The sequence below is a fragment of the Vibrio plantisponsor genome (genome assembly GCF_013041605.1).
Classification (GTDB): domain Bacteria; phylum Pseudomonadota; class Gammaproteobacteria; order Enterobacterales; family Vibrionaceae; genus Vibrio; species Vibrio plantisponsor.
On record NZ_JABEQC010000001.1, the window covers coordinates 337,800 to 360,921 of the forward strand.

Genomic DNA, 23,122 nt, shown 5'->3' on the forward strand with positions numbered 1-23,122 from the left:
CTGTCGTTTATTAGAACGACGGTGTTTATTGCTTCTAATCTCTATCTTCACCTGAAGTTCAAGGAATGGGCGTGGACAGTCTCTTTCAGTTATTGATGTTTTCGGCCTCAATCACCGGCCCTATTTGCTTGATGCTGGTACTCGGAGTATTTCTTAAACGTATCAACCTGATTAACGATAACTTTATCGAAGTCGCCTCCAAGATAGTGTTTGAAGTGACGCTGCCAACCATGTTGTTTTTGAGCATCATCAGTTCAAAGCACAATTTCGCTTCCAGCGCTTCTCTGATTATTTACGGCCTTGCGGCGAATTTTCTGTTCTTTCTGTTCACCACTTTTGTCACTAAAAAGACGTTTAATCGTCCGCAAGATCAAGGAGTGATCATCCAAGGTGCATTTCGCGCCAATACTGCCATTATCGCCATCGCTTATGTTGCTAACGCTTATGGCAACGATGGGGTTGCACTTGCCGCAATTTATGTGGCGAGCATGACATTGCTATACAATGTACAGGCGGTAATCGCTTTAAGCGCGAAAAGCGATACCAAAGGCACTCCTCCATCGAAAATCATCTTTCGAACTTTAACCAAGAACCCGCTGATCATAGCAATATTGTTCGGTCTCTTTTGCTACGGATTCTCCATCCCAATACCTAAAATGGTCACGGATGCTGGGCGCTATTTGGGTAACATGACACTGCCTTTGGCACTTCTATGCACCGGTGGCTCGCTAGATCTAAAAGCATTGAAAGAAGATAATGCACCCGCTTGGTATGCCACAGGGTTTAAGCTGATACTCGCTCCCCTTCTGACCACCCTTGGCGCACTGATGTTTGGATTCAGAGGAATGGAACTCGGGCTGATTTTCCTGATGAGTTCAGCGCCAACCGCAGCGGCAAGTTACGTAATGGCGAGAGCGATGGGCGGAAATGCCACCTTGGCAGCCAATATCATTGCACTCACCACTGTTTTTTCCCTGTTCTCATGCACCTTGGGTATCTTCCTGCTATCAGCGTTTAATCTGATGTAACGAAGCCGTATCCAGTTCACATATCAGAATCATCGTTCATACCAAGCTCTAATTTATTGATATGAGTCGAAAGAGATGAGTTGCATATCCAGTATTGTTCTCACTTTCCTTTTTCTGTGTAAGTACTCATGTCTTCGATTAATAAAATTAAGAGCCTAGAGTTCGGAAGAACCGTGGCTATGCTCGCTATTATTGGCCTTCACTGCCAGTTGTTTACCACTCATACCTTTTACAATGATGAGCCTTGGCTAGCTTATCTGTTCAATCAATCCACTCGCTTTGCTGTTCCGCTGTTCTTCTTGATATCAGGCTATCTGATACAACCTAAGTTAAATGCGACGCCTTTCGAAACAGTGAAACGATATTCTCTTCCACTGGTTCGTATTTGGCTGGTTTGGAGCCTTTTCAGCCTGCTGATGCCATTCAACTTTGCTGATGTTGCAGAAAAAGGTTACCTCGCAGAGCGTATGGGGTACTGGGACTATCTGCTGATGAATCCTATAAACTCTATGCTCGAAGGCGGCTTAGTGCACCTATGGTTTATACCTTCATTGATTATGGCGATAGCAATTATTGCTGCTTTAGTTCGCTGGAATATATCAAAGTGGATCATTCCAGTCGCGGCCACGCTTTACATCTACGGTGTATTGGCGGGAAGCTACAATGTAGTGACGGAATTGGAAGCACCATTTTTTACCCGTAATGGTCCATTCTTTAGTACTTTGATGGTGACTATTGGTTATGTGATACGCGAACGCAGTATCGCCTGTAACATAAAAATGGCATCGTTATTGGCGCTATCGGGAATGGCTTTGCATTTTGCTGAAGCGTATGGATTACACCAACATGGACAAGTGTTTAGCTACAACGATTACCTGTTCGGCACCGTATTATGGGGCGTTGGAACTTTATTTGTTCTGTTAGCAAAACCTGACTGGGGAAGTGCAACGTGGATACAATCTTTCGCCAACAGCGTATTAGGCATCTATGTTAGCCACTTACTGGTTGCAATCATTATGATGAACATTTCTGGACTGTTACAACAAAGCAGTTGGGACAGAGACATCACACTGTTTGCAGGAACGACGATTATCACTCTACTCTTAGTGAAAGGAATCGAGCGTACGCCTCTCAGGAGGATACTGTTTAGATAGGAGTTTTATGTTTACGCGCGTCATCACTTTATCGCTGCTTTTCGCTCAAAGTCTGGTTTGGGCGAACAGTGACACCACAGACATGCCATGGAAACTCGCGAAAAGCGAAGACGGCATTCGAATTCACATTCGTGAGCATCAAGGAGGCTTAGTCGAAATCCGCGCGCAGATGTTTGCTCCCACCACTTATCAAGCGTTCTTAGTTCTGCTGGAAGACAGTGATAACCTGCCCAACTGGTTGGATAAAGTCAGCAGCAGCAAAGTATTGAAGCAGATATCACCCAACGAAAACATCGTCTATACCCAGTTCTCTGCCCCATGGCCTGCCCGAGACAGAGATATGGTGACGTACTCAAAATACCAAGTTTACAATGGTGCGTTTAAACTGGAAATCAAAGACGCGGCAGATCAATACCCAGAACAAAAAGGCTACGTTCGGATAAAATCGGTTCAGGCGGATTGGACTTTAGAAAAGCTCACCAATGGCTTAACTCATATCGATTACACTGCGTACGCAGATCCGGGAGGTTTTCTGCCTGACTGGCTAGCAAATCAGCTTTCTGTTTCGAGCGCTTTCAACACTTTTGAAGCACTGAAAGCTCAGCTGCCTCAATACCAAAATCGGCAGCATGCTAACATCAGTGAGTGATTATTGAAGCGATAAAAAAGCCCCGATTTATAGTGTAAATTGGGGCTTGCTTTTCTCAGTACTTATTACGATTTTAGCTTGTAGAACAGGGTCGAAAGTGGCGGTAAACGCACCAACAGAGACTGATCTAAGCCTTCGCTTTTTACTCGTTCAGTTACGGCAACTGTGACCGTTTCAAAATCGCTGCCAGAATAATGACCGCTATCCGTATTAAGCAGCAACTCATAGCGTCCCTCATTTGGCACCCCTAAACGGAAGTGTTCATGCGGCACTGGCGTAAAGTTGGTAATAGCTAAGATTCTCTCGCCCTTATCACTGATACGCTCATGAGCAATCACGCTAATGTCCGCTGCATCTTGCAAACGCCATTCAAAGCCGGATGGTTCACAATCACGCTCATGCAACGCAGGTTCGTTCTTATACAGATGATTAAGGTCGCGAACTAAACTTTGGATACCACGGTGGCGATCGAAAGCGGTTAAGAACCACTGTAGTTGATCATCATGATTCCACTCTGCCGTCTGACCAAACTCAGAACCCATGAAGTTGAGTTTCTTACCCGGCTGCGCGTACATATAACCAAAATAGGCTCGCATATTCGCCGTCTGCTGCCACTCATCGCCCGGCATCTTGTAGATCAACGACTGTTTACCGTAAACCACCTCATCGTGAGACAAAGACAACACATAGTTTTCACTGAATGCGTAAATCAGCGGGAAAGTTAACGTGTTGTGGTGATATTTACGATGTACCGGATCTTCTTTGATGTACGAAAGACTGTCGTGCATCCAACCCATGTTCCACTTGAAACCAAAGCCTAAGCCGCCCATAAAGGTTGGCGCTGACACACCCGGAAAGGCTGTGGATTCTTCAGCAATGGTCATCGCATTCGGGAAGTATTTATAAACCTCTTCGTTCATCCACTTAAAGGTTGCGATGGCATCATAATTTTCACGGCCACCATCAACGTTTGGAATCCACTGATCGTGACTGCGTGAATAGTCGAGATAAAGCATCGACGCCACTGCATCCACACGAATACCGTCAATATGGAACATATCGAACCAATACAGCGCATTGGAAACTAGGAAACGACGCACATGTTCGCGTCCAACATCGTAGATGTATGAATTCCAGTCCTGATGCCAGCCACGACGCGGATCAGGATCATGGAATAGCGGCGTACCATCGAAATTCGCCAAACCATGATCATCCGACGGGAAGTGTGCTGGAACCCAGTCAAGAACCACACCGATACCAGCCTGATGGCACATATCAACGAAGTATTTGAAATCATCCGGCGAGCCATAACGACTGGTTGGCGCAAACAAACCAACAGGTTGATAACCCCAAGAGCCATAAAATGGATGTTCAGAAACCGGCATAAGCTCTACATGGGTGTATCCCATATCAACCAGATACGGAATCAAATGCTGTGCTAACTCGCGATAATTGAGGAAGTCTCCATTCTCACCACGCTTCCATGAGCCAGCATGCAATTCATAAAAAGAGAGCGCTTCTTTACGCTTTTGCGTCACAGGGCGATGTTGCCATTCACTGTCTTGCCATTGGTAACGGCTATGATCATAAGTCACAGAGGCAAAAGAAGGGTGTTGTTCCGCGTAGAATCCCCAAGGGTCAGCCTTATGAGGTAAGCCTTCACCATGTGGTCCTTTCAGTTCAAATTTGTATTGAACGCCCTCTTCCAGCCCCGGAATAAACAGCCCCCAAATGCCATAATCTAAACGTTGCATCGGATGACGACGACCGTCCCACTGGTTAAAAGAACCAACCAGACTACACGCCGAAGCGTGAGGCGCGTAAACAAGGAAACGAACACCTGAGATCTGCTTACCGTCGCGTTCTAACGTGACGAACTGTGAGCCCATATGACGATACATCTCTTTCGGAGTGTGCAGGTCATCATATTCGGCATAAATTTCGTGGTACTGGTAAGGGTCATCGACAATTTGTTCGGTACCCGCCCAGTCAACCGCAAGAGAATAATGGGTGAAGCGAAGGTCTCTGTCTGATGTAAGAACAAAACCGGCATCGGTTTCTCTTTCAAGAGCCACTCTCGGCTCTCCTTCCACCAGCAACTCTACTTTATCAGCACCCGGCATCCATACTCGTAGTGCTCCTTGAAAAGAAGGAATAAACGGACCTAAAAATGCAAATGGATCAGCAAAACCAGCGTGAGAAAGCTGGTTATAGGCAACTTGTGTTTTCGAAGGCTTTTTAGCTTTTTTCAATACTCTTCTCCCAGCGCAACAGAGAAATAAAAATGCCCGCTACATTGGCGGGCATACTAGCGTGAATTCATCTTACCGAACTCAAAAGGGCTATAGAGTGACCTAACTTAAACTTCTTGGTGTAAATATAAGAATTCACTAATTTCCCTCTGAATGCTTGCTCGACTACTGACTGGCTTTCGCACGCGTTTCCGTTAAACGTGCTGAAATTCGGTTCACATCTTCACGGGCAAAGATTTCATCCAAATTCATCGACAATTTACGACGCCAGTTTGGATACTCATCAACGGTTCCCGGAATGTTGACAGGATTATCCATTTCTAACCAGTCTTCAAGCTGAATACTGAGTAGACCTGAAGAACCTGCCGCAACATGCAGTTGCAATGCTTCGCTCAGGTATGAATCCATAGGAACCAGACTTGCATCACGACCTACGCCTTCAGGTAAGTAACCATGCCAAGCCACAGAGTCCAAAATGCCTTGTTTGCACTTCAAACGGTCATCAAACAACTCTGCCAGTTGTTCTTTGTCTGGATACAAGCCAATTTCGCTACCCATTTTCAGATCAGCACAGTGCCAGAAACCACGCAGAGTCGGCATATCGTGCGTACACAGAGCCGCCATAGATTGAGGCGCATAGTGAGCAGGAGAAATAAAGCCGCCGTCTTCTTTAGATGTTTCGAAGAAGAATACTTTGTATGAGTGAACGCCTGCATCACGAAGCAGATCCACGATTTCGTCCGGTACAGTACCTAAGTCTTCACCGATCACACTGCATTGGTGACGGTGAGATTCCAGCGCAAGAATCGCTAACATGTCTTTGACTGGGTAGTAGATGTACGCGCCTTTGGTTGCATTTTCGCCTTTTGGAATCCACCACAGACGCAATAAACCAAGTACGTGGTCGATACGCAGAGAACCACAATGCTTCATGTTGGCACGCAACAGCTTGATGTAAGCATCATAGCCCGTCGCTTGCAGCACTTGTGGGTTAAGTGGTGGTAAACCCCAGTTCTGACCTAGTGGACCAAGAACATCCGGTGGCGCGCCAATGCTCGCATCCAGAATCAAGTTACCTTCATCCGCCCATGTTTCAGAGCCAGAATCCGCAACACCTACTGCTAAGTCACGGTATAAGCCAACCGCCATGCCTTTTTCTTCAGCCAGCGCCTGAGCTTCGTTGATTTGCGTGTCTGCAACCCATTGCAGGTACATGTAAAGATGTACGGCATCTTGGTTGTCTTCAATAAAAGTTTGTACCGCTGGATTTTCAAAACGACGGTATTTTTCAGGGAAAACAGGCCAGCCCCAAACATTGCTGTCTTCTGCATGCAATTGTGCGTGCAGCGCATCAAAGGTTGCTTGGTGCAACAGGCTATCACCGCCCTCTTCCACAAAGTCTAGGAATGCACGAGCACGGTCAGTGTTTTTATCCAAATGGCGAGCTTTAAATTCAGTGAATAACAATGGCAGTACGCTCATTTTCATTTGCGCGACTTCGGTGTAGTTCACCCAATGCGATTCACGTGCTTTTTGCAGACGTTGTTGGAACTCAGCACTGCCCACTTTTTGCTGTGCTTCACCACTTAGTGCGAACTCAGGTACTGAGCTCACATCAATATAAAGAATGTTCAACCAACGGCGAGAAGACGGGCTGTATGGGCTCGCACCTTCTGGGTTCGCAGGGAACAGAGAATGGATTGGGTTCAAACCGACAAAATCACCACCACGAGATGCGATATCCGCAACCAACTGTTTCAAGTCACCGAAATCACCGATACCCCAGTTGTGCTGAGTGCGCAAAGTGTAAAGCTGAACACTTGGTCCCCAAAGCTTCTTGCCTTTTTCCAGAGCGGGTTGTTTGTAACACGCAGTTGGCGTCACAATTACCGTCATCTCATACGGCGCTTTACGGCGTTTGCGAGAAACAAACAGCTTGTGGTAACCCAGTGCTAAATCGCTCGGCAAAGAGAATACTAGCGGGCCTCCTTCTGCACGCTCATCACGAACAATTTGAGATTGCAGGTAGCCTTCAAATACTTCGCCTTGTTCGGTTTCTAGTCGCCAGTCAAACTCACTTTCACGAGCACTAGAACCTAGGTTAAGAGAAACTTCTAACGGCTCCCCTTGGCGAATCACTAATACTGGTTCCAACACATCGGCTTTGTGTTTTTTCTCAGCCGATTTTAATAAGGTTTGATCATTGGTTGTGTCATAACCTAAAGAAGCCAAAAGCCGACGAATGGTCTCGTCTTCTACTTTTGCTTCATCGCCCCAAGCACTCACATAGCTGTCGGCAATTTTTGCCATCGCTGCGACTTGTTTTAATGCATTTTGTTCTTTCATCGCTCTCTCCGAAGGGACTGCATAATCCTTCAAATGTGTAGGGTGTGTAATTATTTAATCTATGTCGATTTGGCTTTTATTCATTCTGGAACATATGTTCGTTGAGCGTTATAAGCCATTCAGCCAAGGCTTACGCCTTGGCTGTTTGGTTCTATTTTTTAGCGTTTGACGGCTTCTAGCTTCCAAATATTATTCACGTAATCGCGAATACTGCGGTCAGAGCTGAACTTGCCCACCAGAGCGGTGTTAAGTATCGCCTTCTTCGCCCACCCAGCCTGATCACGGTATTGCTTATCCATGTCTTCATGCGCTTTCACATACGATGCGAAATCAGCAAGAACAAGGTATGGGTCGCCACCATCAAGCAAGCTGTCGTAAGTCGCGCGAAGTTTCGCTGGCTCACCCGGAGTGAACTCGTCTGACATCAATAGTTCCATTGATGCTTTGAGTAATGGATCCGCGTTGTAGTAGTCGTAAGGGTTGTAACCTCTTGCTTTCAGTGACTCTACGCCATCCACATCCAGGCCGAAGATGTAGATGTTCTCATCACCCACTTCTTCACGAATCTCAACGTTTGCACCGTCCATCGTACCGATGGTTAACGCACCGTTTAGCGCCATCTTCATGTTACCGGTACCTGATGCTTCTTTACCTGCGGTAGAGATTTGCTCAGACACATCAGCCGCAGGGATGATGATCTCCGCCATGCTTACACGGTAGTCAGGAATGAAGACCACTTTCAGTTTGTTACCGATACGTGGATCGTTATTCACTTTCTCTGCAATCTTGTTGATTGCGTAGATGATCTCTTTCGCTAGGTGGTAACCCGGCGCTGCTTTCGCTGCGAAGAACACCACACGAGGATGCACATCAAAAGATGGATCGTTGATGATACGGTGGTACAGAGAAAGAATGTGCAGCATGTTTAGGTGCTGACGTTTGTATTCGTGTAGACGTTTGATTTGAACGTCAAAGATCGCATTAGTATCAAGCTCGATACCCATGTTCTCTTTCACCCAGTTAGCCAAGCGCGCTTTGTTCTCTTTCTTCACTGCCATGAACTGCTTCTGGAACTTCGCATCATCAGCGTACTGAGAAATCGACTCTAGTTGATCAAGATGCGCTGGCCATTGGTCACCAATTTTCTCAGTAATCAATGCAGACAGAGCTGGGTTACAGAATTTCAGCCAACGACGAGGTGTAATACCGTTAGTCACGTTCTGTAGACGACTCGGGTACAGCTCGTTGAACTCAGGGAACAAGTCACGTTTTACTAACTCAGAGTGCAGAGCAGCAACACCGTTTACAGCGTAAGAACCCACTACACAAAGGTTTGCCATGCGCACCATGCGATGGAAGCCTTCTTCAATAATGGACAGCTTCTGCTGTTTAGAAACATCACCCGGCCATTTCGCGCGAACTTCCTGCATAAAACGATGGTTGATCTCGTAGATGATTTCCATATGACGAGGAAGCAGACGCTGAATCAAAGACTCGCTCCATGTTTCCAGTGCTTCTGGCAACAAGGTGTGGTTGGTGTAAGCGAATGTCTTAGAACAGATGTCCCAAGCCGCTTCCCAAGATAGACCACGCTCATCGACCAAAATACGCATTAACTCAGGAATAGCGATGGTTGGGTGAGTATCGTTAAGCTGGATTGTCTCTTTCTTCGGCAGATCTTCCAGTGCAAAACCAGCACCTTCATGACGACGAAGAATGTCACGTACCGATGCCGCACTGTGGAAGTACTGTTGCATCAAACGCAGTGTTTTACCTTTCTCATGGTTGTCGTTCGGGTAAAGCACTTTAGTAATGTTGCCCGCATCAATCAGAGAGTGCTGAGCTTCGAAGTAGTTACCGTTGTTAAAGCTCTCTAGTGAGAATGGTGCAATCGCACGACATTCCCAAAGGCGTAGCGGGTAAACAGTATCGCTTTGGTAACCTACGATTGGTAAATCCCAAGGCATTGCTTGTACCAACATGCCTGGAATCCATTTACGAACTTCTTTGCCATTCTCATGGATCACTTCAACGTGACCGTAGAAACCGATTTCTTGTTTCAGCTCAGGGCGTGCGATTTCCCAAGGGTAACCTTCTACACCACACCAAGCATCAGGCGCTTCTTTCTGATGACCTTGCTCAAAAGACTGTTTGAATAAGCCGTATTCATAATGAAGACCGTAACCCACTGTTGGGTATTCTTGAGCAGCACATGAATCCATGAAACACGCAGCAAGACGACCAAGACCACCGTTACCCAATGAAGGGTCGCGCTCTTCTTCCAACAAATCCGTTAGGTTCTGGCCTAATTCCGCCATCGCTTCAGAAACCTGTTCATATAGGCCCATGCTAATCAGGTTGTTACCTGTTAAACGGCCAATCAGGAACTCAAGAGATAGGTAGTTAAGGCTTTTCGCATTAACGATGCGCTCGTCTTGCTCGGTTTCAAGCATGTCGAACGTTGTTAATTCTGCTAGAGCATGACCCATAGCCAAATACCAAGAACGGCTAGAAGCATGTTCTACAGTGGTCGCGTATGTCGCGGTAAGATTACGCTTTACGTTCGCTTGGAACGCTGCTTTATCAAACGTTTTCTGTTGCGTAGGTTTCATCGAGAAATCTCTCTTATCAGTTCTAATTCATCTGTGCCATATCCTGCCCGTACAACAAAATGTAAACATCCTCCCAAGTTGTCATGAATTTAGGAGGAGGAGTGAGGGCGTAGAGGGTGTAGCACTTAAGTCGGAGTGATCAATCTCTCATTGATAATCCAATCCGCGAGATTCTGAGTGATTGAGATCACAACGACTGCCTCAATAACCTTAGACGGGGTTTAAACAGCTCGGAGATTCAAGCAGTGCTCCTTTTGCTCATAATGTATACTTCGTCACACTAAAATTATCGTTTTTACTCAAATTACATAAAATTTCGTACAAACCACCTGCCAACCAAACGGGTCGCTTGGTAATTTTATTGATCAGGTTCACAAATTAGGGGCGTAGTCTGCTTAAGAATGTGAATAGTGCGAGATTCGAGAAAGGGATCAATAAACGTAGTGAAAAACATCAAGTAACATCGTTGCCACAAAAGTGACAGAGATCTCTGTTTTCTCCTCTTATTATTTGATCGAAGGGAGATCAAGAATGTGGATTCCTTCTAAACTGACGCGCCCCGGCCGCTTGCACAACGCAATTGTTCGCCCAAGAGTGCTGGACATTTTGCATAACGCCACTTGCTATAAGTTAGTGCTATTTCGCTCCCCAGCTGGCTATGGCAAAACCACCATGGCGGCTCAGTGGCTTGCAGATAAACCTCATGTTGGTTGGTACAGCATTGACGATAGTGACAACGATCCTTTCCGATTCTTAAACTATTTCCTACAAGCGATCAATAAAGCAACGGATCAAAGCTGCCCGAATGCGCAAAAGCTGGCGGAAAAACGTCAGTTCTCTTCGATTCATTCACTGTTTAGTGAAGTGTTCACCGAAATGGCGCACTACCACCAAGAATGTTATGTGGTGTTGGATGACTATCATCTGCTGTCCGATGACGAAATTCATGAAGCGATGCGCTTTTTCATCAAACACATGCCGGACAACATGACCTTAGTGGTTACCAGCCGCGCCGCGCCGCCACTGGGCACGGCAAACTTGCGTGTACGTGATTTGATGATCGAGATTGGTAACGAACTGCTGGCATTCGACACCGAAGAGACCACTCGTTTCTTTAATCAACGAGTTACCGATGGTGTTGATGACACCACTGCAAACAGCTTACGTGATTATGTGGAAGGCTGGCCTTCAGCGTTGCAACTTATCGCTCTGCAAGCCCAATATCAAAAGCGTACGCTGGAGCAAAGTGCGGAATCTGTTTCTCAGTTCAACCACGCACATTTGTGGGATTACTTGGTGGAGGAGGTATTTGACCTTCTTGACAACGAAACCCGTCAGTTCCTGATGCAGTGTTCGGTTCTGGAACACTTCAACGATTCACTGGTTACCGCACTGACTAAGCGCGACGATGCGCTGAGTATGATTGAGTCGCTAAACCGCTTCGGCTTGTTTATCTACCCGCTGGAAGGCGAACATAACTGGTATCGCTTCCACAATTTGTTTGGCGAATTCCTTGCCCACCAGCGTCTGGCGCGCATTCCTCAGCAAGAGCACGACTTACACCGCGAAGCGTCACTGGCTTGGTTGGAAATGTCTAACCCGCACCAAGCTTTGCGTCATGCCAAAATCGCTCAGGATACCGATTTACTCGCCACCATTTTAAGCAAACACGGCTGGAGCATGTTCAACCAGGGCGAATTGGAGATGCTGGAGTCTTCAATCAACCTACTTTCGCCTACTCAGCTATATAGCGAACCTAAGCTCTGCATGCTTCAAGCTTGGCTTGCGCAAAGTCAGCACAGATACAACGATGTCGGTGCCCTGCTTTCCAAAGCTGATGAAGAGATGGCAAAGCTTAATGTGGAACTGTCGAGCAAAGAGCAAGGTGAATTCAACGCATTACGCGCTCAGGTTGCGATTAACCAGAACGAACCGGAAAAAGCTTTAGAGCTCGCTGAATTAGCGTTAAGCCAGCTCGATAACACCATCTATCGCAGTCGAATTGTAGCAACGTCGGTTGTGGGTGAAGTTAACCACGTATTAGGTCAACTCAGCCGTGCTCTGCCAATGATGCAGCAGACCGAGAAACTGGCTCGCCAGTATCAGGTTTATCATCAGGCACTTTGGGCATTATTGCAGCAAAGCGAAATTCTGATTGCTCAGGGTTATGTTCAAGCCGCTTATGAAGTTCAGGACAATGCGTTCAAACTGATTGAAGAACATCAACTTCACCAGCTGCCATTGCATGAATTCTTGTTACGCGTGCGTGCACAAATTCTCTGGTGTTGGAACCGTTTGGATGAAGCCGAAGAATGTGCCTACAAGGGTTTGGACGTTCTCGGTAATCACTCACCAAGTAAACATCTGCACAGTTATTCTATGCTGGCGCGTATCTCGGTTGGCCGTGGCGAGCTGGACAAAGCCAGTCGCTTTATTGAGCAGATTCTGCACCTGATGAAGCAGTCTAGCTATCACGTCGACTGGACAGCGAACGCGTCGCTTTCATTGCTGCTTTACTGGCAAGCCCGCGGTGATGTGGATTCGATTCAGAATTGGCTGAATACCTCAACTCGACCAGAAAGAGCGTGTAACCACTTCTCTCAACTGCAATGGCGCAACATTGCCCGTGCTCAAATTAACTTGGGCTTGATGGAAGAAGCCCAACAAACGTTGGAATTCATGCAACAAGAAGCGAAGAAGTATCAGTTAATTACCGATATCAACCGTAATCTGATTGTTGAGTCGATTATGGCGACAACTCTTGGCAAAGAAGAGGAAGCACGCGATAAGCTTAAGCAAGCGTTAGCACTCACTAACCAAACCGGTATGATTGGCAACTTCCTGATCGACGGTGCCAAAGTGGGTCATGTGTTGGAGAAACTGATTCAACGCGGTGAACTGGGCGATTTAGAACGCCACCGTGCGCAACAATTAATGAAAGAAATTTCAACCACCCAACGCAGCCGCTCTGTGCATTTTGATGAAGAGTTTGTAGAGAAACTGATCAATCACCCGAACATTCCGGAGTTAGTACGTACTAGCCCACTAACCCAACGTGAATGGCAAGTGTTAGGTTTGATCTATTCCGGTTTCAGCAATGAACAAATTGCACAGGAACTTGATGTGGCAGGAACAACCATCAAAACTCACATTCGCAATCTATATCAGAAACTCAATATTGCCAACCGCAAAGAAGCGGTTCACACCGCTGAGAATCTGCTGCAATTGATGGGATATTAAGTACAAAAAAATGCCGCTCTATTAAAGCGGCATTTTTATTAACCTTTGTCTATATTCACCTGATGTTTGGTGTTGTTTTTACTGTGAGAAACCCACAGGCGCTTGGTTTGATATCCCGGAGCACTCACTTGAACATCATAGTTCCCCGCCGGTAACATCATGCCCGGTTCATATCCAGGTTTGATGTTCATCACTCGAATCGTCGCCTGTTGGACATTAGTTAGTACCTCAAACGGCATATCTTTCAACTGACCGGTACTATTAATCGCTTGCTTCTGCTCTTCAAACCCTTTGCGCATTTCAGCCGAAGCTAACGCTTTAGGAGGGTTAAGTTTAGCCATCACATGCTTGTCTAATTCACCAATCGAATGCTCTAGCGTATTTTTAAACAACTGGGTAATCATCATGTTTTGATCAAGCTTAGCTCCTACCGGTTGCACTATCGGTTGAGTATGTAATACCCATTTAAGCGCAATAGAGCCGACAGGAGAGACGGTTTCATCGAACTTGTCTAAAAAGTACGATGTGGTTGATTTCTCCTCGGTGAACTTTGAGCTTCCAACCCAAAGTGGCACCGCAAACACTGCAAAAATAAGTAATGCTGATAAGACAGGGCCGACGTACTTCTCTGCCGGATGTTGATGCTCAGAAAAGTCTTTATGGTAGTCGACCAAGGCCCAGAACTTAAATGGCAACTTCACCACGGTGAGCAAGACCAGCAACAAAGAGAGCGACATTGAAATTGGCGGAACAATAATCGAACGTAAGGCTGATTTACCATTCTCAGCCAATGGGCCTCCATCTTCAAACTGAGAGCGAGCCGATTCAATATAACGCAGCCAGTATTCTGTCTCACGCTGGATATTGACCTTGATAACCTTGTCATGGAACTGGCGGTTGTTCCAATCAGCCATCATTGGTTTAACGTAATTACGCTCTCCCATCTTTGCCAAAATGCGTTCTTGAATCTGAGGATCGGTTTGGAACTGACTCCATGAAAGGTTCGGTTTTAGATCTAATCCTCGTTGTGCCATTTCTGCTTTCCACTGACGTTTGGTCTCTTCTCTTACTCGATTTTTAACCACATTTTTAAACGTAGTAATCTGAGAAACCTGCCAGTTAGACGGAAGCTGGATACCTTTATCAGCAACGCGCTTACGCACTTTGCTTGATGTTGTCGGGTGTGAACGGAAAGTTTGGATTCGATCTATCCCCATTGGATAGCCAGTCTCTTTTTGAAACTTATCTTTCCACAGCACTAATATTCGAGGGCGGTACTCTGCAACGTCATCAGTGTATACCATTCGTATATTTTGTTCGCCACCTTGACCTGTCACTAACTCTAAACCAGCCACCACAGCAGAAAGTCCGAGACTCCAAGCGGTGTCTGACAACGTTGTGGTTCCTTTGGTTCTGCCTACTTCACGAACCAACCAATAATCCATTTCCTTGTAAGGTAACCCGGCGTTCTTTAGCGTTTTAACATAGCTTTTCTCAACGTCAGTAATACAGCTATTCAAACGCTCTTGCCTGTTTTTCTTACCACCATAGCTATCAATACATTTGTTGCGTTTTTCAAAATGATTGAAGATTTTTGGTGCTATTTTTTGCGCTCTAGCTTCCGCTCGGGCCATATAAGCTTTTTCAGCGTTTTCATAGTCTTTCCAGCCTTGAGATATCTGTGTTTCGACATCTTCCCATGCTTTGTTGGCTCTTGATGACGCACTATTCATCGAGGTGTTATAACGATCAACACCTGTCATGTACTGTTTATATGAGTCCGCGATCTGATCACGCATTTTCTTATAATCATTAAAATAATCATCAAACTGCGAGTTCGCTTTGTTCTCAATGTAACGACTTAAGATATCGCGCTTTTTAGACTCAACGTGCTGAATAAACTCATCATTGGCATACACAAGCCCGCCCATCATCGCAAGGAATGTCATCTCACTCGGAGAGGATGCATAATCAGCCTGATACGGAATCCCTTTAATTTGAACCGCGTTGGCAGCCAAACTGGAACGTAGCACGGAGGCAAAAAAGGCTTCTTGTCGCTGCTGTGAAGTCGATGGTTCAACCAGCCATTTGTCGATCAATAGCTTCTGACCGAAGAACACTGTAGGCCAAACGAAAATGGCCACCAGTATTAAGCTACCAATGGCTCTTGGTGCTGTGCTAACCAACTTACCTTTAAGCAGTAAGTCAGCAATCAACAGAGTGACACCCAAACCGGAAATTGAGCGTCCAAACAACTCAATTAGGTGAAGGGTTTGATCGTCAACATTTGCTCCACCAGCTACTTCAACGAGCTTGGCATTGAACACCATCTCTGGAACAAGATAGACAAGAGACAACACAAACAAGGTAATGGCAAACCATTTCGGTTTCGGCTTCGTCGCTATCGATGTAGCGTTTTTTTTATTGCTTTCTGACATTGTTAAGTACTTAGTTTGGAATTTCTAAAGTGATCGACGTTTGTTCTATTTCAAACGCCTCGTCTTCAGGTATGAGAACTAGGCTGCCCTCAGGTCGCTGAGACGTGGTCTTTTTCGTTTCAGGTGATGCTGAGGCATTGCTCAGCCCATAGGAGTTCAATAAGCGAACCTTGCCGCTTGCGGTGAGGTAATGGTTATCGGCCAAATACATTCGTTGCTGCTCGAGGCGAGTAAAGTCCGCATCTTTCGGTAATTGCATAATGGCTCGACCATAAGCGGTCGTCGGCTGATACAAGCTCGACTTTGAAACCAGCTCTGGATATAAACGGTGGCAAAACTCGAATTTCGACGTATCCATAATCACTTCATCAGGAAGAGAGCGACCAGCGCGGCTTAATTCTTGTAACTGTGACTGATGGTACTCAGTACCATTAATGCTATAGGTGGCAACTCGTGCCAGACCCGCCGCTTTTGAACGGGTGTAAATAGTGGAAGCCTTCACAAAGCTCCGAATATCAACATGCAAACCACTGTTGGCTCCAAGCGCATTTCGAACGGTTTGAGCAGAGTGCTTGTTCGATTTCGAACGCGAACGTTTTCTTGACTCGTAATCAGAAACCCAGTTAATCGAACGACTGTACTTCTGATACAGAACATCCGATTTAGCCGCCCTACGAGCGACTTTTTTAACTTCATTAATTGACTTTGCGTCTGGCTCCCATATGTAGCCCAAGTACACACTCGAGTTCACTTCGCGCATCGATTTAAGAACTTTGAACTCTAAAGAGCTGTAGAAGTAACTTCCTTGGGGTAATACAGAAACAACCATGCGGTTAAGCTGCGCAAGCTCGACTAAATCCGCATCCTCTTTGATTTCAATGTTCAGTTGCTGTCCTGGCAGGCGAGTTTTCGCCCATTGTTCAAACACATCAATCGCGTAAGGTGCACGTTCATTGGTCAAGTTGCCATCTTTGTCTCGCACCACCAAGGTGTTCCAGTCTTTCCCTTTAACGCGAGAAATACGTAAGTTCTTACCATCGCGGCGTCCCGTCGCTCGTCCGCTGATGCTGTCATGGTGCACGACCCAGTATCCGTCTCGAGTCATCATCACATCAATTTCAACGCCATCAAAGCCACCCAAAGCGCCCATCAGAACTGATGTCAGCGAGTTTTCAGGGTAGTTGTAATGACCGCGGTGAGCATAAACGTTAATTGGGCATTGCTCAGAGTTTAAGTAAGCCGGAGTTTGGCCCGCCGTCCAGTACAAGCCTCGCGTATTAAGCGCATATTGAATGTCTTTCACTTCTTCTGGTGTGTAGTGCGACATTTTTAACACGCGCCCTTCAGCTCCGAGTGGTAGTGCTTCTAGTCCTGCCACCTCATCACTGTAATCAACGCTCTTATTGGCACAGCCCGCGAGGAGCATGAGAGAAGCAGCACAAAGTAGTTTGATTATCCGTTTTCCCATCATTTCCTTTAACCTACCAATGGTGTTACATGACGGTTAGCAGCGGTAATTTGCGCCGAAATGTTTTGCTGCTGCTCCTCAACCTGCATTGTCAGATTGGTACTGCTTCTCAAACCTCGCTCCCTCTCTTCAGCTTGCACGCTCGTTTCAGCCATCACTTGATTGAAATGTTCGTGATGATGTGCCGAATCAATCAACAAACGTTGTAACAATTCGAAGCGGGAAGCACTGGTATTTTTTACATCGAGATACTGCTGACCAAATTTCAGCAGTTGGCCATACCCTTCACATAAGGGCGACATATTGCGAGTATTGACATTGCGACCAGCATTGTCGTTCCAACGCATTCGCAGGTTTTCCCAGTTCTCTTCGAAGTGGCTTTTAGCATAGGAAGTGTTTTCTTTGTCTTCCTCTAACTGCTTCAACTTTGTCCTGTAATAGCTAGGTTCAAATGAAGGCATATTTCTCGTATTCCGTTATTGTTTAGCGACTGAGTGGTTGGTCGTAGGCGATAAGCAGCGATACTTTGTCCTGTAGCGTATATTTCAAACTGAACGCTTCGCCTTGAATCGACTCCTGCTGACCTTCCACATCTCTCATGTGCAAAAAGGATTGGTGGACATCCGCATCTAACTCAGCAACCACTTGGCTCTGCTGTTCACAGGTTTGTTTAAACTGAACCAGCAAATGCTTTACTTGATCGAGCAGTTCGAGACACTTTTGTGCCTGGGATTGACCATAATCTGCTTGGCGTTTGCCATCGGTAGCGGTATCAACTGAATCAGCGGCCATCTCTGATGCCGTATTTGCATCAGCTTCTGCCAGTTTAGTTCCATGTAACTGTTCGCGAGCCTGGCTAAGTTCATTTCTTGCCGCCCTTTCTTCTGCCTCAGCGCGTTGTAATGCATGACGAGCTCTAGATACGGCCGATTGTGCTCTTGCTACCGCAGCTTCTTCAAAACTAGTATCAACAGGAACTGTAATGTATTGATCTCGGCCCTTAGAATCGGTACCAACGTACTTTCTTTCTGTTCTTCTTCTGGCATGACTTAACGCAATTTCTGCTCTAGAGAGCTCAGATTCAGCAGTGGATAAGTCGTTTTGAGCAACGCGAGTAACGTGTTCACATTGTTGGAGATAGTGAATGGCTTGTTCCACCCAAGACTCGGCTAACTTTTTTTGATGTTGCCAGAACTGGACCAACTCACCGGTTTTTTGCTGATAATCCTGACTATGAATGAGCGCTGTCTGAGCGACTTCCACCTGTTCATTCGCTCTATGAGCACGGCTTAACGCGTGTTCTTGCGCGCTGTTGTAGTGTTTCACCAGCGACTGATACATCTCTTCCACAGCACGCACATCATTTTTCGCAAAACCGACGTAATCCTCCGTTAAGCGACTCATAGTTTGAACTTGATAAAGCAGCGAGTTGACCAGCTCGACCTGAAAATCCGTCTGATAATCCAGCTCTTCTAACTGCGCGACTAACCATCTAGGTTGCATCAGTTAACCTCCTGATTAATATCAAGACGAGACTGGCATCGATCATTCAAATCGGTCACCTTAGCGACCAACTGCTCAGTTTGCGAAAACAAGTTAAGTAGCTCGCTTTCGACGTCATCAGCGCCGATGCCCAGATACTGTTCGCGAAGCGCAGACCAACGCGCTCGAAGACTATCCAAAGCGTTTTCCAGTTGCCCCTGAGTTTGATGGGAGCAACTGATTAGCTCGTTAAGAGCCTCATGAGCACGAAGATGATCACTCATGTAAATAACTCCTTATTTGAGCTAACTTTTGTAGCAACTGTTCAGACATTTCACTACAACGAACTTTAGAGATCACACCCGCTAAGTCTTCAATGTCAACTAAGGTGTGTTCTAACTCGAGTTGTAATTCTTCATCAAGTTGAGGCAGAACAGATTCTGCCTCAGTTGCTAAAAAACCGATTTGTTTGCTCACGTGATTGCTGAATGTTTCCAGTTCAGCAATCAACAGTGGCAACTGTTCTTCAACAAAATCTAACGACATGCATTAACCCCATTTAGCGTACAGTTCTGCTAAATGAACCAGATTGCTGGTTAAGTTTTCCTGTTGCGTGTAGCAATAAGGCTTAAACTTCACTGGACGGTTTTGCATCTGATCAATATGAAGCGCATAAATCGGTTTTTTACCATCCGCCTGCAATTTCGCTGCATCACGAGTTTTTAGCAGGCGGAAGCTGTCTTCCTCAGACATTTGTAATGCTATTTTATGACGGAAGCTTTCAATTTCATTACGCTCAAACGCTTTCGCCACAGAACGTACGTTATCGAAACTTAGAATAATATGAATACCGTAGTCAGAGCCTTGCTCAAGCAGTGTGGCAAACTCAGCCCCACCCTCTTCAGCATGCACTCGCATTCCGTATGAGTTATCTTGCTTGGTCAGCTCTTTAACACGCTGCGCTTCATTGATCACAATGAAAATAGATGGTTCAGATAGCATATCTTCTTCATCCATCGAGCGGCGTTTTTCAAACTCAGACATGATTTGAGCTAAATGGGGTTCAAACGATTTGTAGCTTTCAGAAACGGTCGCTTGATTACCCAGCGCTTGTTCATTCGCCGTAGCCATGACGCCGTACCATTGAGAGCCTTTGATACTACGGTCCAAGATATGCAACTGGTAACCTTGTGATGAAGCATTAACGCCCATCTGCGCCACCATGTAACCTAACATCCCGCTGCGAGCTTCATTACTGTCACCCACAATCAGCATATGTTCGTGCGAACGACGGCGTATAATCACTTTCGCTTGACCATGGATATTCATTTCTTTGCCTAACCAAAATACAAATGGTTTCTCAACTGGGTACCATTCATTCTCACCCAAACCACCTTTGTGTTGAGGAAGGTTTGCGTAACTGATCCATTGATCTTCATTCGGGCGTTGTTCATGTTGTTCAAATAGGGTATGAAGCTGAACATTATCCTGAAGTTGAGGTTGTTCAGAACCATCCAACAGAACCGTGTGGTTCAAACCGCCCTGACTTTCCCACTTAGTAACCAACTGCTCCAGTAACTCGTAGCGCTGCTTCTCATCAATATATGCAACTCGACCAGTATCACACGGAACTTCATCTACACCACCGTTATGGCTGATAACCACTTGGCCCGTTTCAGTACAGCCACGAATCAGCTGTTTACCTTTTGAACCAAACTCCTGTAGTGCAGTGATTTCTTCGCCACTCATCTTCATTGCTACACGCAAGTTGATGTTGCTAAATGTCGCTTGCGGCTGAGACATACCGGGAACAACAAACTTTTGAGAACCCACAAACATGTGAATACCAGCACTTCGGCTCTGAGATGCAATACTGATCATCAATTGAGAGCCTAAGCCAGTTTTATCATCCTCAAATAGCGTTTGATACTCATCGATAATAAGCATCAGGCGAGGCAGTTTACCGTTAGGTGAACCGGCTTTTCGATAGCTAATAAAATCTGAGAACCCGAGCTCTTTGAACATATCATTACGACGGTTCATTTCCTCTAACAGTTCTTGCAATACGCTACGCGCCAACTGTGGACTCGTATTAAGAGAAACGACACTCGCATGTGGCAATTTCGGATAGTTTTGAAATTCAACCCCTTGCTTACCATCAATAAGATAGAACTTAAGGTCTTCAGGGCTGTATCGACTTGCCATAGAAAGTATAAGCGCATGATATAGGTTTGATTTACCCGCACCTGTCATTGCCGCTAGCATACCGTGTGAAGATGGCTGCTTATTTCGTTCACCGAACCACAAATCGATATCATTTTTACGACTGCCTGAGCCACCAATCGGTGCCGAAATAACTTCGGTCGCACTTTCTTGCCACCAAAGCTCTGGATTCGTTTCGATAACATCAGAAAAACCTAGCCTTGTTTCTTTTGGCTTGGCTCTGCTTAGCCCTTCTAAAATCGAATTAATTGTTTCGGAAGTCGGCTCTGAATCGCGGTAGCCTTTACCCAAATTCCAAATATTTTGGTTTTTATTTGCATAAATATTACGCAAGCTAGGGAATAGGGTACTTAAGTTGAGCCCATTCGGCAGCTCTGCCTCATTATCCAAATCGAGCAAAAGTATCTTACCGACTTTAGGTCCGGTACTGGCTATCTTGGCCAACAATTCAATAGAACGGCGATCATAAGCTTGAGGAAAATCTTTAGCGACAATCAACTCAAATTTAGCATTTCCCAAAATGTCTTCATCAACATCCACCAAACGTTGAATATTATTATCCAAGTAGCTGTTTTGAATTCGAACGATATCGGTAAGAATATCTTCCAGCACACGGGAAACGTCGTTATCAACCATACGCTTTGCAGGTAAACGTTTGGTGTAAGGAAAGCTTTGCCCCATCTTGATGGGATCTAACAAGGTAAACTGAGACGAATAGGGCAGCATCACAGCTAAACGGAAGACTATAGTATTGATTAGGTCAACGGATTCCTCGCTTTGAGAAATAAAATAGCTATTATCTGCACCGTAAAATGGAACTTCTTTTGGCACATAAAATTCGTATTCACCTACAGATCCAAAATCATAATTGATGACTTCAAAACCAATAACTAGGTTACGTGGTAAGTAGTTATGGTCAAAAGCATACTCATCCCAGTTGAAGTCATTCAACTTAGGTTGTAATGGGCCAGGAATTCGCTTTTCAATCTCTCTCAGTTGCGCAATCACTTTATGCGCTTGCTCCACTTGCTCGCTTACAGAGCTTTGAGCCTGCTGTAATGCATGTGGCATTACCTTTTCCGACAAAAATTGCATAGCTTCGTTGTTAATATCTCTTTGAGAATCAATGAAAGGGCGCAACTCTTCAAAGTGCTCAAGGCGTCGCTGATCAACCTTCTTCAAATCCACATCTTGTTCAAACATCTTCTAAAACCTTAAACCATCTGACTTTTCAGGAAACCCACTAAAATAATGATAAACCCCCCTGTCCAGAGAAGCTTTTTCTGTAAACTCTTCTTACGCAACTCAGCCGCTTTTTTAGCTTTTTCAATACGTTGCTCTTCTAAAAGAGCTTGCTTGCGACGTCTTTCTTCTTCTTCCTCTACAAGCATCATGCATTGATAACACAAATCTTCATAGCTACGAATATGAGCAAATGCTTGTGAGAGATCTTTTGCTTTAAGGTGAGTTTTAGAACGGATTTTTTCTAGTTCCTCAGAAACTGAAGAATCAAGCTGAAATGATTTACTTATTGAAGATAGTTGGTCAATATTTTTTAAATTGGAGGTGAATATCGAAGCAGCTTCACGCTGGACATCAATAACTTCTTTAAAAACTTCACTTCCAGTGCCTGCCAATGAGAACGGCAATAATGTTCCTTTATAATGTTCTACATACTGATCAATTTTCACCACATCGGCTTTCAATACATCAATATGTTTCTTAATAGAATTTTCAACTTCTGAGGTTTTTTTACTTCCCTGCTTAACACTTTGTACAGCGTGACTACATTCATCATGTAGTGGCAGAAAGGCATGTTTGAATTCTTCGATAGACCCGAAGTGGTTTAAGCCATTTTCTTGCATCGTTATCCTAACTAACTTGAAAAGATTGATATTGTTCTTACTATTTTTCTGTTCCCTACTCATTGACCCAGAGAGGATGTACCTAAAGTCTATCGTCTATGTTGTAGGTAAAAATGAAGCTAACATGTAGGCCTTTTCCGTTCAATGTCGCAGGAACCGTCCTACAGAGTTACATCCTGTTTAACTAAGATATATGTGAACTCGAACACATATTTTTGTGACTCAGGTTCAGATGTTAAGGGAGAAGGGCTGCAAATTGTATCGAGAAAGAGAGGTCGATGAGGTTATCAGCAAGGAGCAGAAAAGGTCACGCGCAAATACTCTAGGTACAAGTACCTAGAGTGTAATTAACGGCTAAATTAGAG

The 23,122-nt window shown here is 45.3% G+C and carries 15 protein-coding genes; 4 read left to right on the forward strand and 11 right to left on the reverse strand.

From position 1 onward, the window contains the following. Positions 1-65 precede the first annotated feature (65 nt). The 3 genes from HKI82_RS01675 to HKI82_RS01685 all read left to right on the forward strand — a co-directional run bounded on the left by HKI82_RS01675 (position 66) and on the right by HKI82_RS01685 (position 2,831). Positions 66-1,028, forward strand: coding sequence for an AEC family transporter (locus HKI82_RS01675; RefSeq protein WP_171137003.1), 963 nt, complete (start codon positions 66-68; stop codon positions 1,026-1,028). Between the two features lie 128 nt (positions 1,029-1,156). After that, positions 1,157-2,182 (forward strand): acyltransferase, encoded by a 1,026-nt coding sequence (locus HKI82_RS01680; RefSeq protein ID WP_171137004.1) that lies wholly within the window; start codon positions 1,157-1,159, stop codon positions 2,180-2,182. Between the two features lie 7 nt (positions 2,183-2,189). After that, on the forward strand, positions 2,190-2,831 hold the full coding sequence (locus tag HKI82_RS01685; RefSeq protein ID WP_171137005.1) for an START domain-containing protein: 642 nt from the start codon (positions 2,190-2,192) through the stop codon (positions 2,829-2,831). Between the two features lie 65 nt (positions 2,832-2,896). Here HKI82_RS01685 and glgB read toward each other — a convergent pair whose 3' ends face one another. The 3 genes from glgB to HKI82_RS01700 all read right to left on the reverse strand — a co-directional run bounded on the left by glgB (position 2,897) and on the right by HKI82_RS01700 (position 10,041). Then, the gene (gene glgB, locus HKI82_RS01690; protein WP_171137006.1) at positions 2,897-5,083 is read right to left on the reverse strand and encodes a 1,4-alpha-glucan branching protein GlgB; all 2,187 of its coding nucleotides are present in this window, start codon (positions 5,081-5,083) and stop codon (positions 2,897-2,899) included. Positions 5,084-5,248: 165 nt separating this feature from the next. Beyond that, positions 5,249-7,429 (reverse strand): 4-alpha-glucanotransferase, encoded by a 2,181-nt coding sequence (malQ, locus tag HKI82_RS01695; protein ID WP_102939908.1) that lies wholly within the window; start codon positions 7,427-7,429, stop codon positions 5,249-5,251. A gap of 158 nt (positions 7,430-7,587) precedes the next feature. Continuing rightward, the gene (locus HKI82_RS01700; RefSeq protein WP_171137007.1) at positions 7,588-10,041 is read right to left on the reverse strand and encodes a glycogen/starch/alpha-glucan phosphorylase; all 2,454 of its coding nucleotides are present in this window, start codon (positions 10,039-10,041) and stop codon (positions 7,588-7,590) included. A gap of 531 nt (positions 10,042-10,572) precedes the next feature. Here HKI82_RS01700 and malT point away from each other — a divergent pair. Then, positions 10,573-13,281: an HTH-type transcriptional regulator MalT gene (gene malT / locus HKI82_RS01705; protein ID WP_102939906.1), complete on the forward strand. Its 2,709-nt coding sequence runs from the start codon at positions 10,573-10,575 to the stop codon at positions 13,279-13,281. 38 nt (positions 13,282-13,319) lie between these two features. Here the strand turns inward: malT and HKI82_RS01710 are convergent, their stop codons facing one another. Genes HKI82_RS01710 through HKI82_RS01745 form a run of 8 tightly spaced genes read right to left on the reverse strand, consistent with a single transcriptional unit; the run spans position 13,320 to position 22,757 of the window. After that, on the reverse strand, positions 13,320-15,719 hold the full coding sequence (locus tag HKI82_RS01710) for a peptidase associated/transthyretin-like domain-containing protein (RefSeq protein ID WP_171137008.1): 2,400 nt from the start codon (positions 15,717-15,719) through the stop codon (positions 13,320-13,322). Between the two features lie 10 nt (positions 15,720-15,729). Next, positions 15,730-17,187 carry a glycerophosphodiester phosphodiesterase gene (locus HKI82_RS01715; protein ID WP_206361776.1) on the reverse strand — a complete coding sequence of 486 codons (1,458 nt, stop codon included), beginning with the start codon at positions 17,185-17,187 and terminating at the stop codon, positions 15,730-15,732. An 8-nt stretch (positions 17,188-17,195) separates the two neighbouring features. After that, positions 17,196-17,648 carry a hypothetical protein gene (locus HKI82_RS01720; protein ID WP_171137010.1) on the reverse strand — a complete coding sequence of 151 codons (453 nt, stop codon included), beginning with the start codon at positions 17,646-17,648 and terminating at the stop codon, positions 17,196-17,198. Between the two features lie 22 nt (positions 17,649-17,670). Then, positions 17,671-18,690 (reverse strand): hypothetical protein, encoded by a 1,020-nt coding sequence (locus HKI82_RS01725; protein WP_171137011.1) that lies wholly within the window; start codon positions 18,688-18,690, stop codon positions 17,671-17,673. Further along, positions 18,690-18,953: a hypothetical protein gene (locus HKI82_RS01730; protein WP_102939901.1), complete on the reverse strand. Its 264-nt coding sequence runs from the start codon at positions 18,951-18,953 to the stop codon at positions 18,690-18,692. Before HKI82_RS01730 ends, HKI82_RS01725 begins: the two co-directional genes overlap by 1 nt. Beyond that, entirely contained in the window at positions 18,946-19,215 is a 270-nt protein-coding gene (locus tag HKI82_RS01735; protein WP_171137012.1) for a hypothetical protein, read from the reverse strand. The genes HKI82_RS01730 and HKI82_RS01735 overlap by 8 nt, the downstream gene beginning before the upstream one ends. A 3-nt stretch (positions 19,216-19,218) precedes the next feature. After that, positions 19,219-22,095, reverse strand: coding sequence for an FtsK/SpoIIIE domain-containing protein (locus HKI82_RS01740; protein WP_171137013.1), 2,877 nt, complete (start codon positions 22,093-22,095; stop codon positions 19,219-19,221). An 11-nt stretch (positions 22,096-22,106) separates the two neighbouring features. Then, a complete protein-coding gene (locus HKI82_RS01745; RefSeq protein ID WP_171137014.1) occupies positions 22,107-22,757 on the reverse strand; it encodes a hypothetical protein in 651 nt (216 codons plus the stop codon). Between the last annotated feature and the right edge of the window lie 365 nt (positions 22,758-23,122).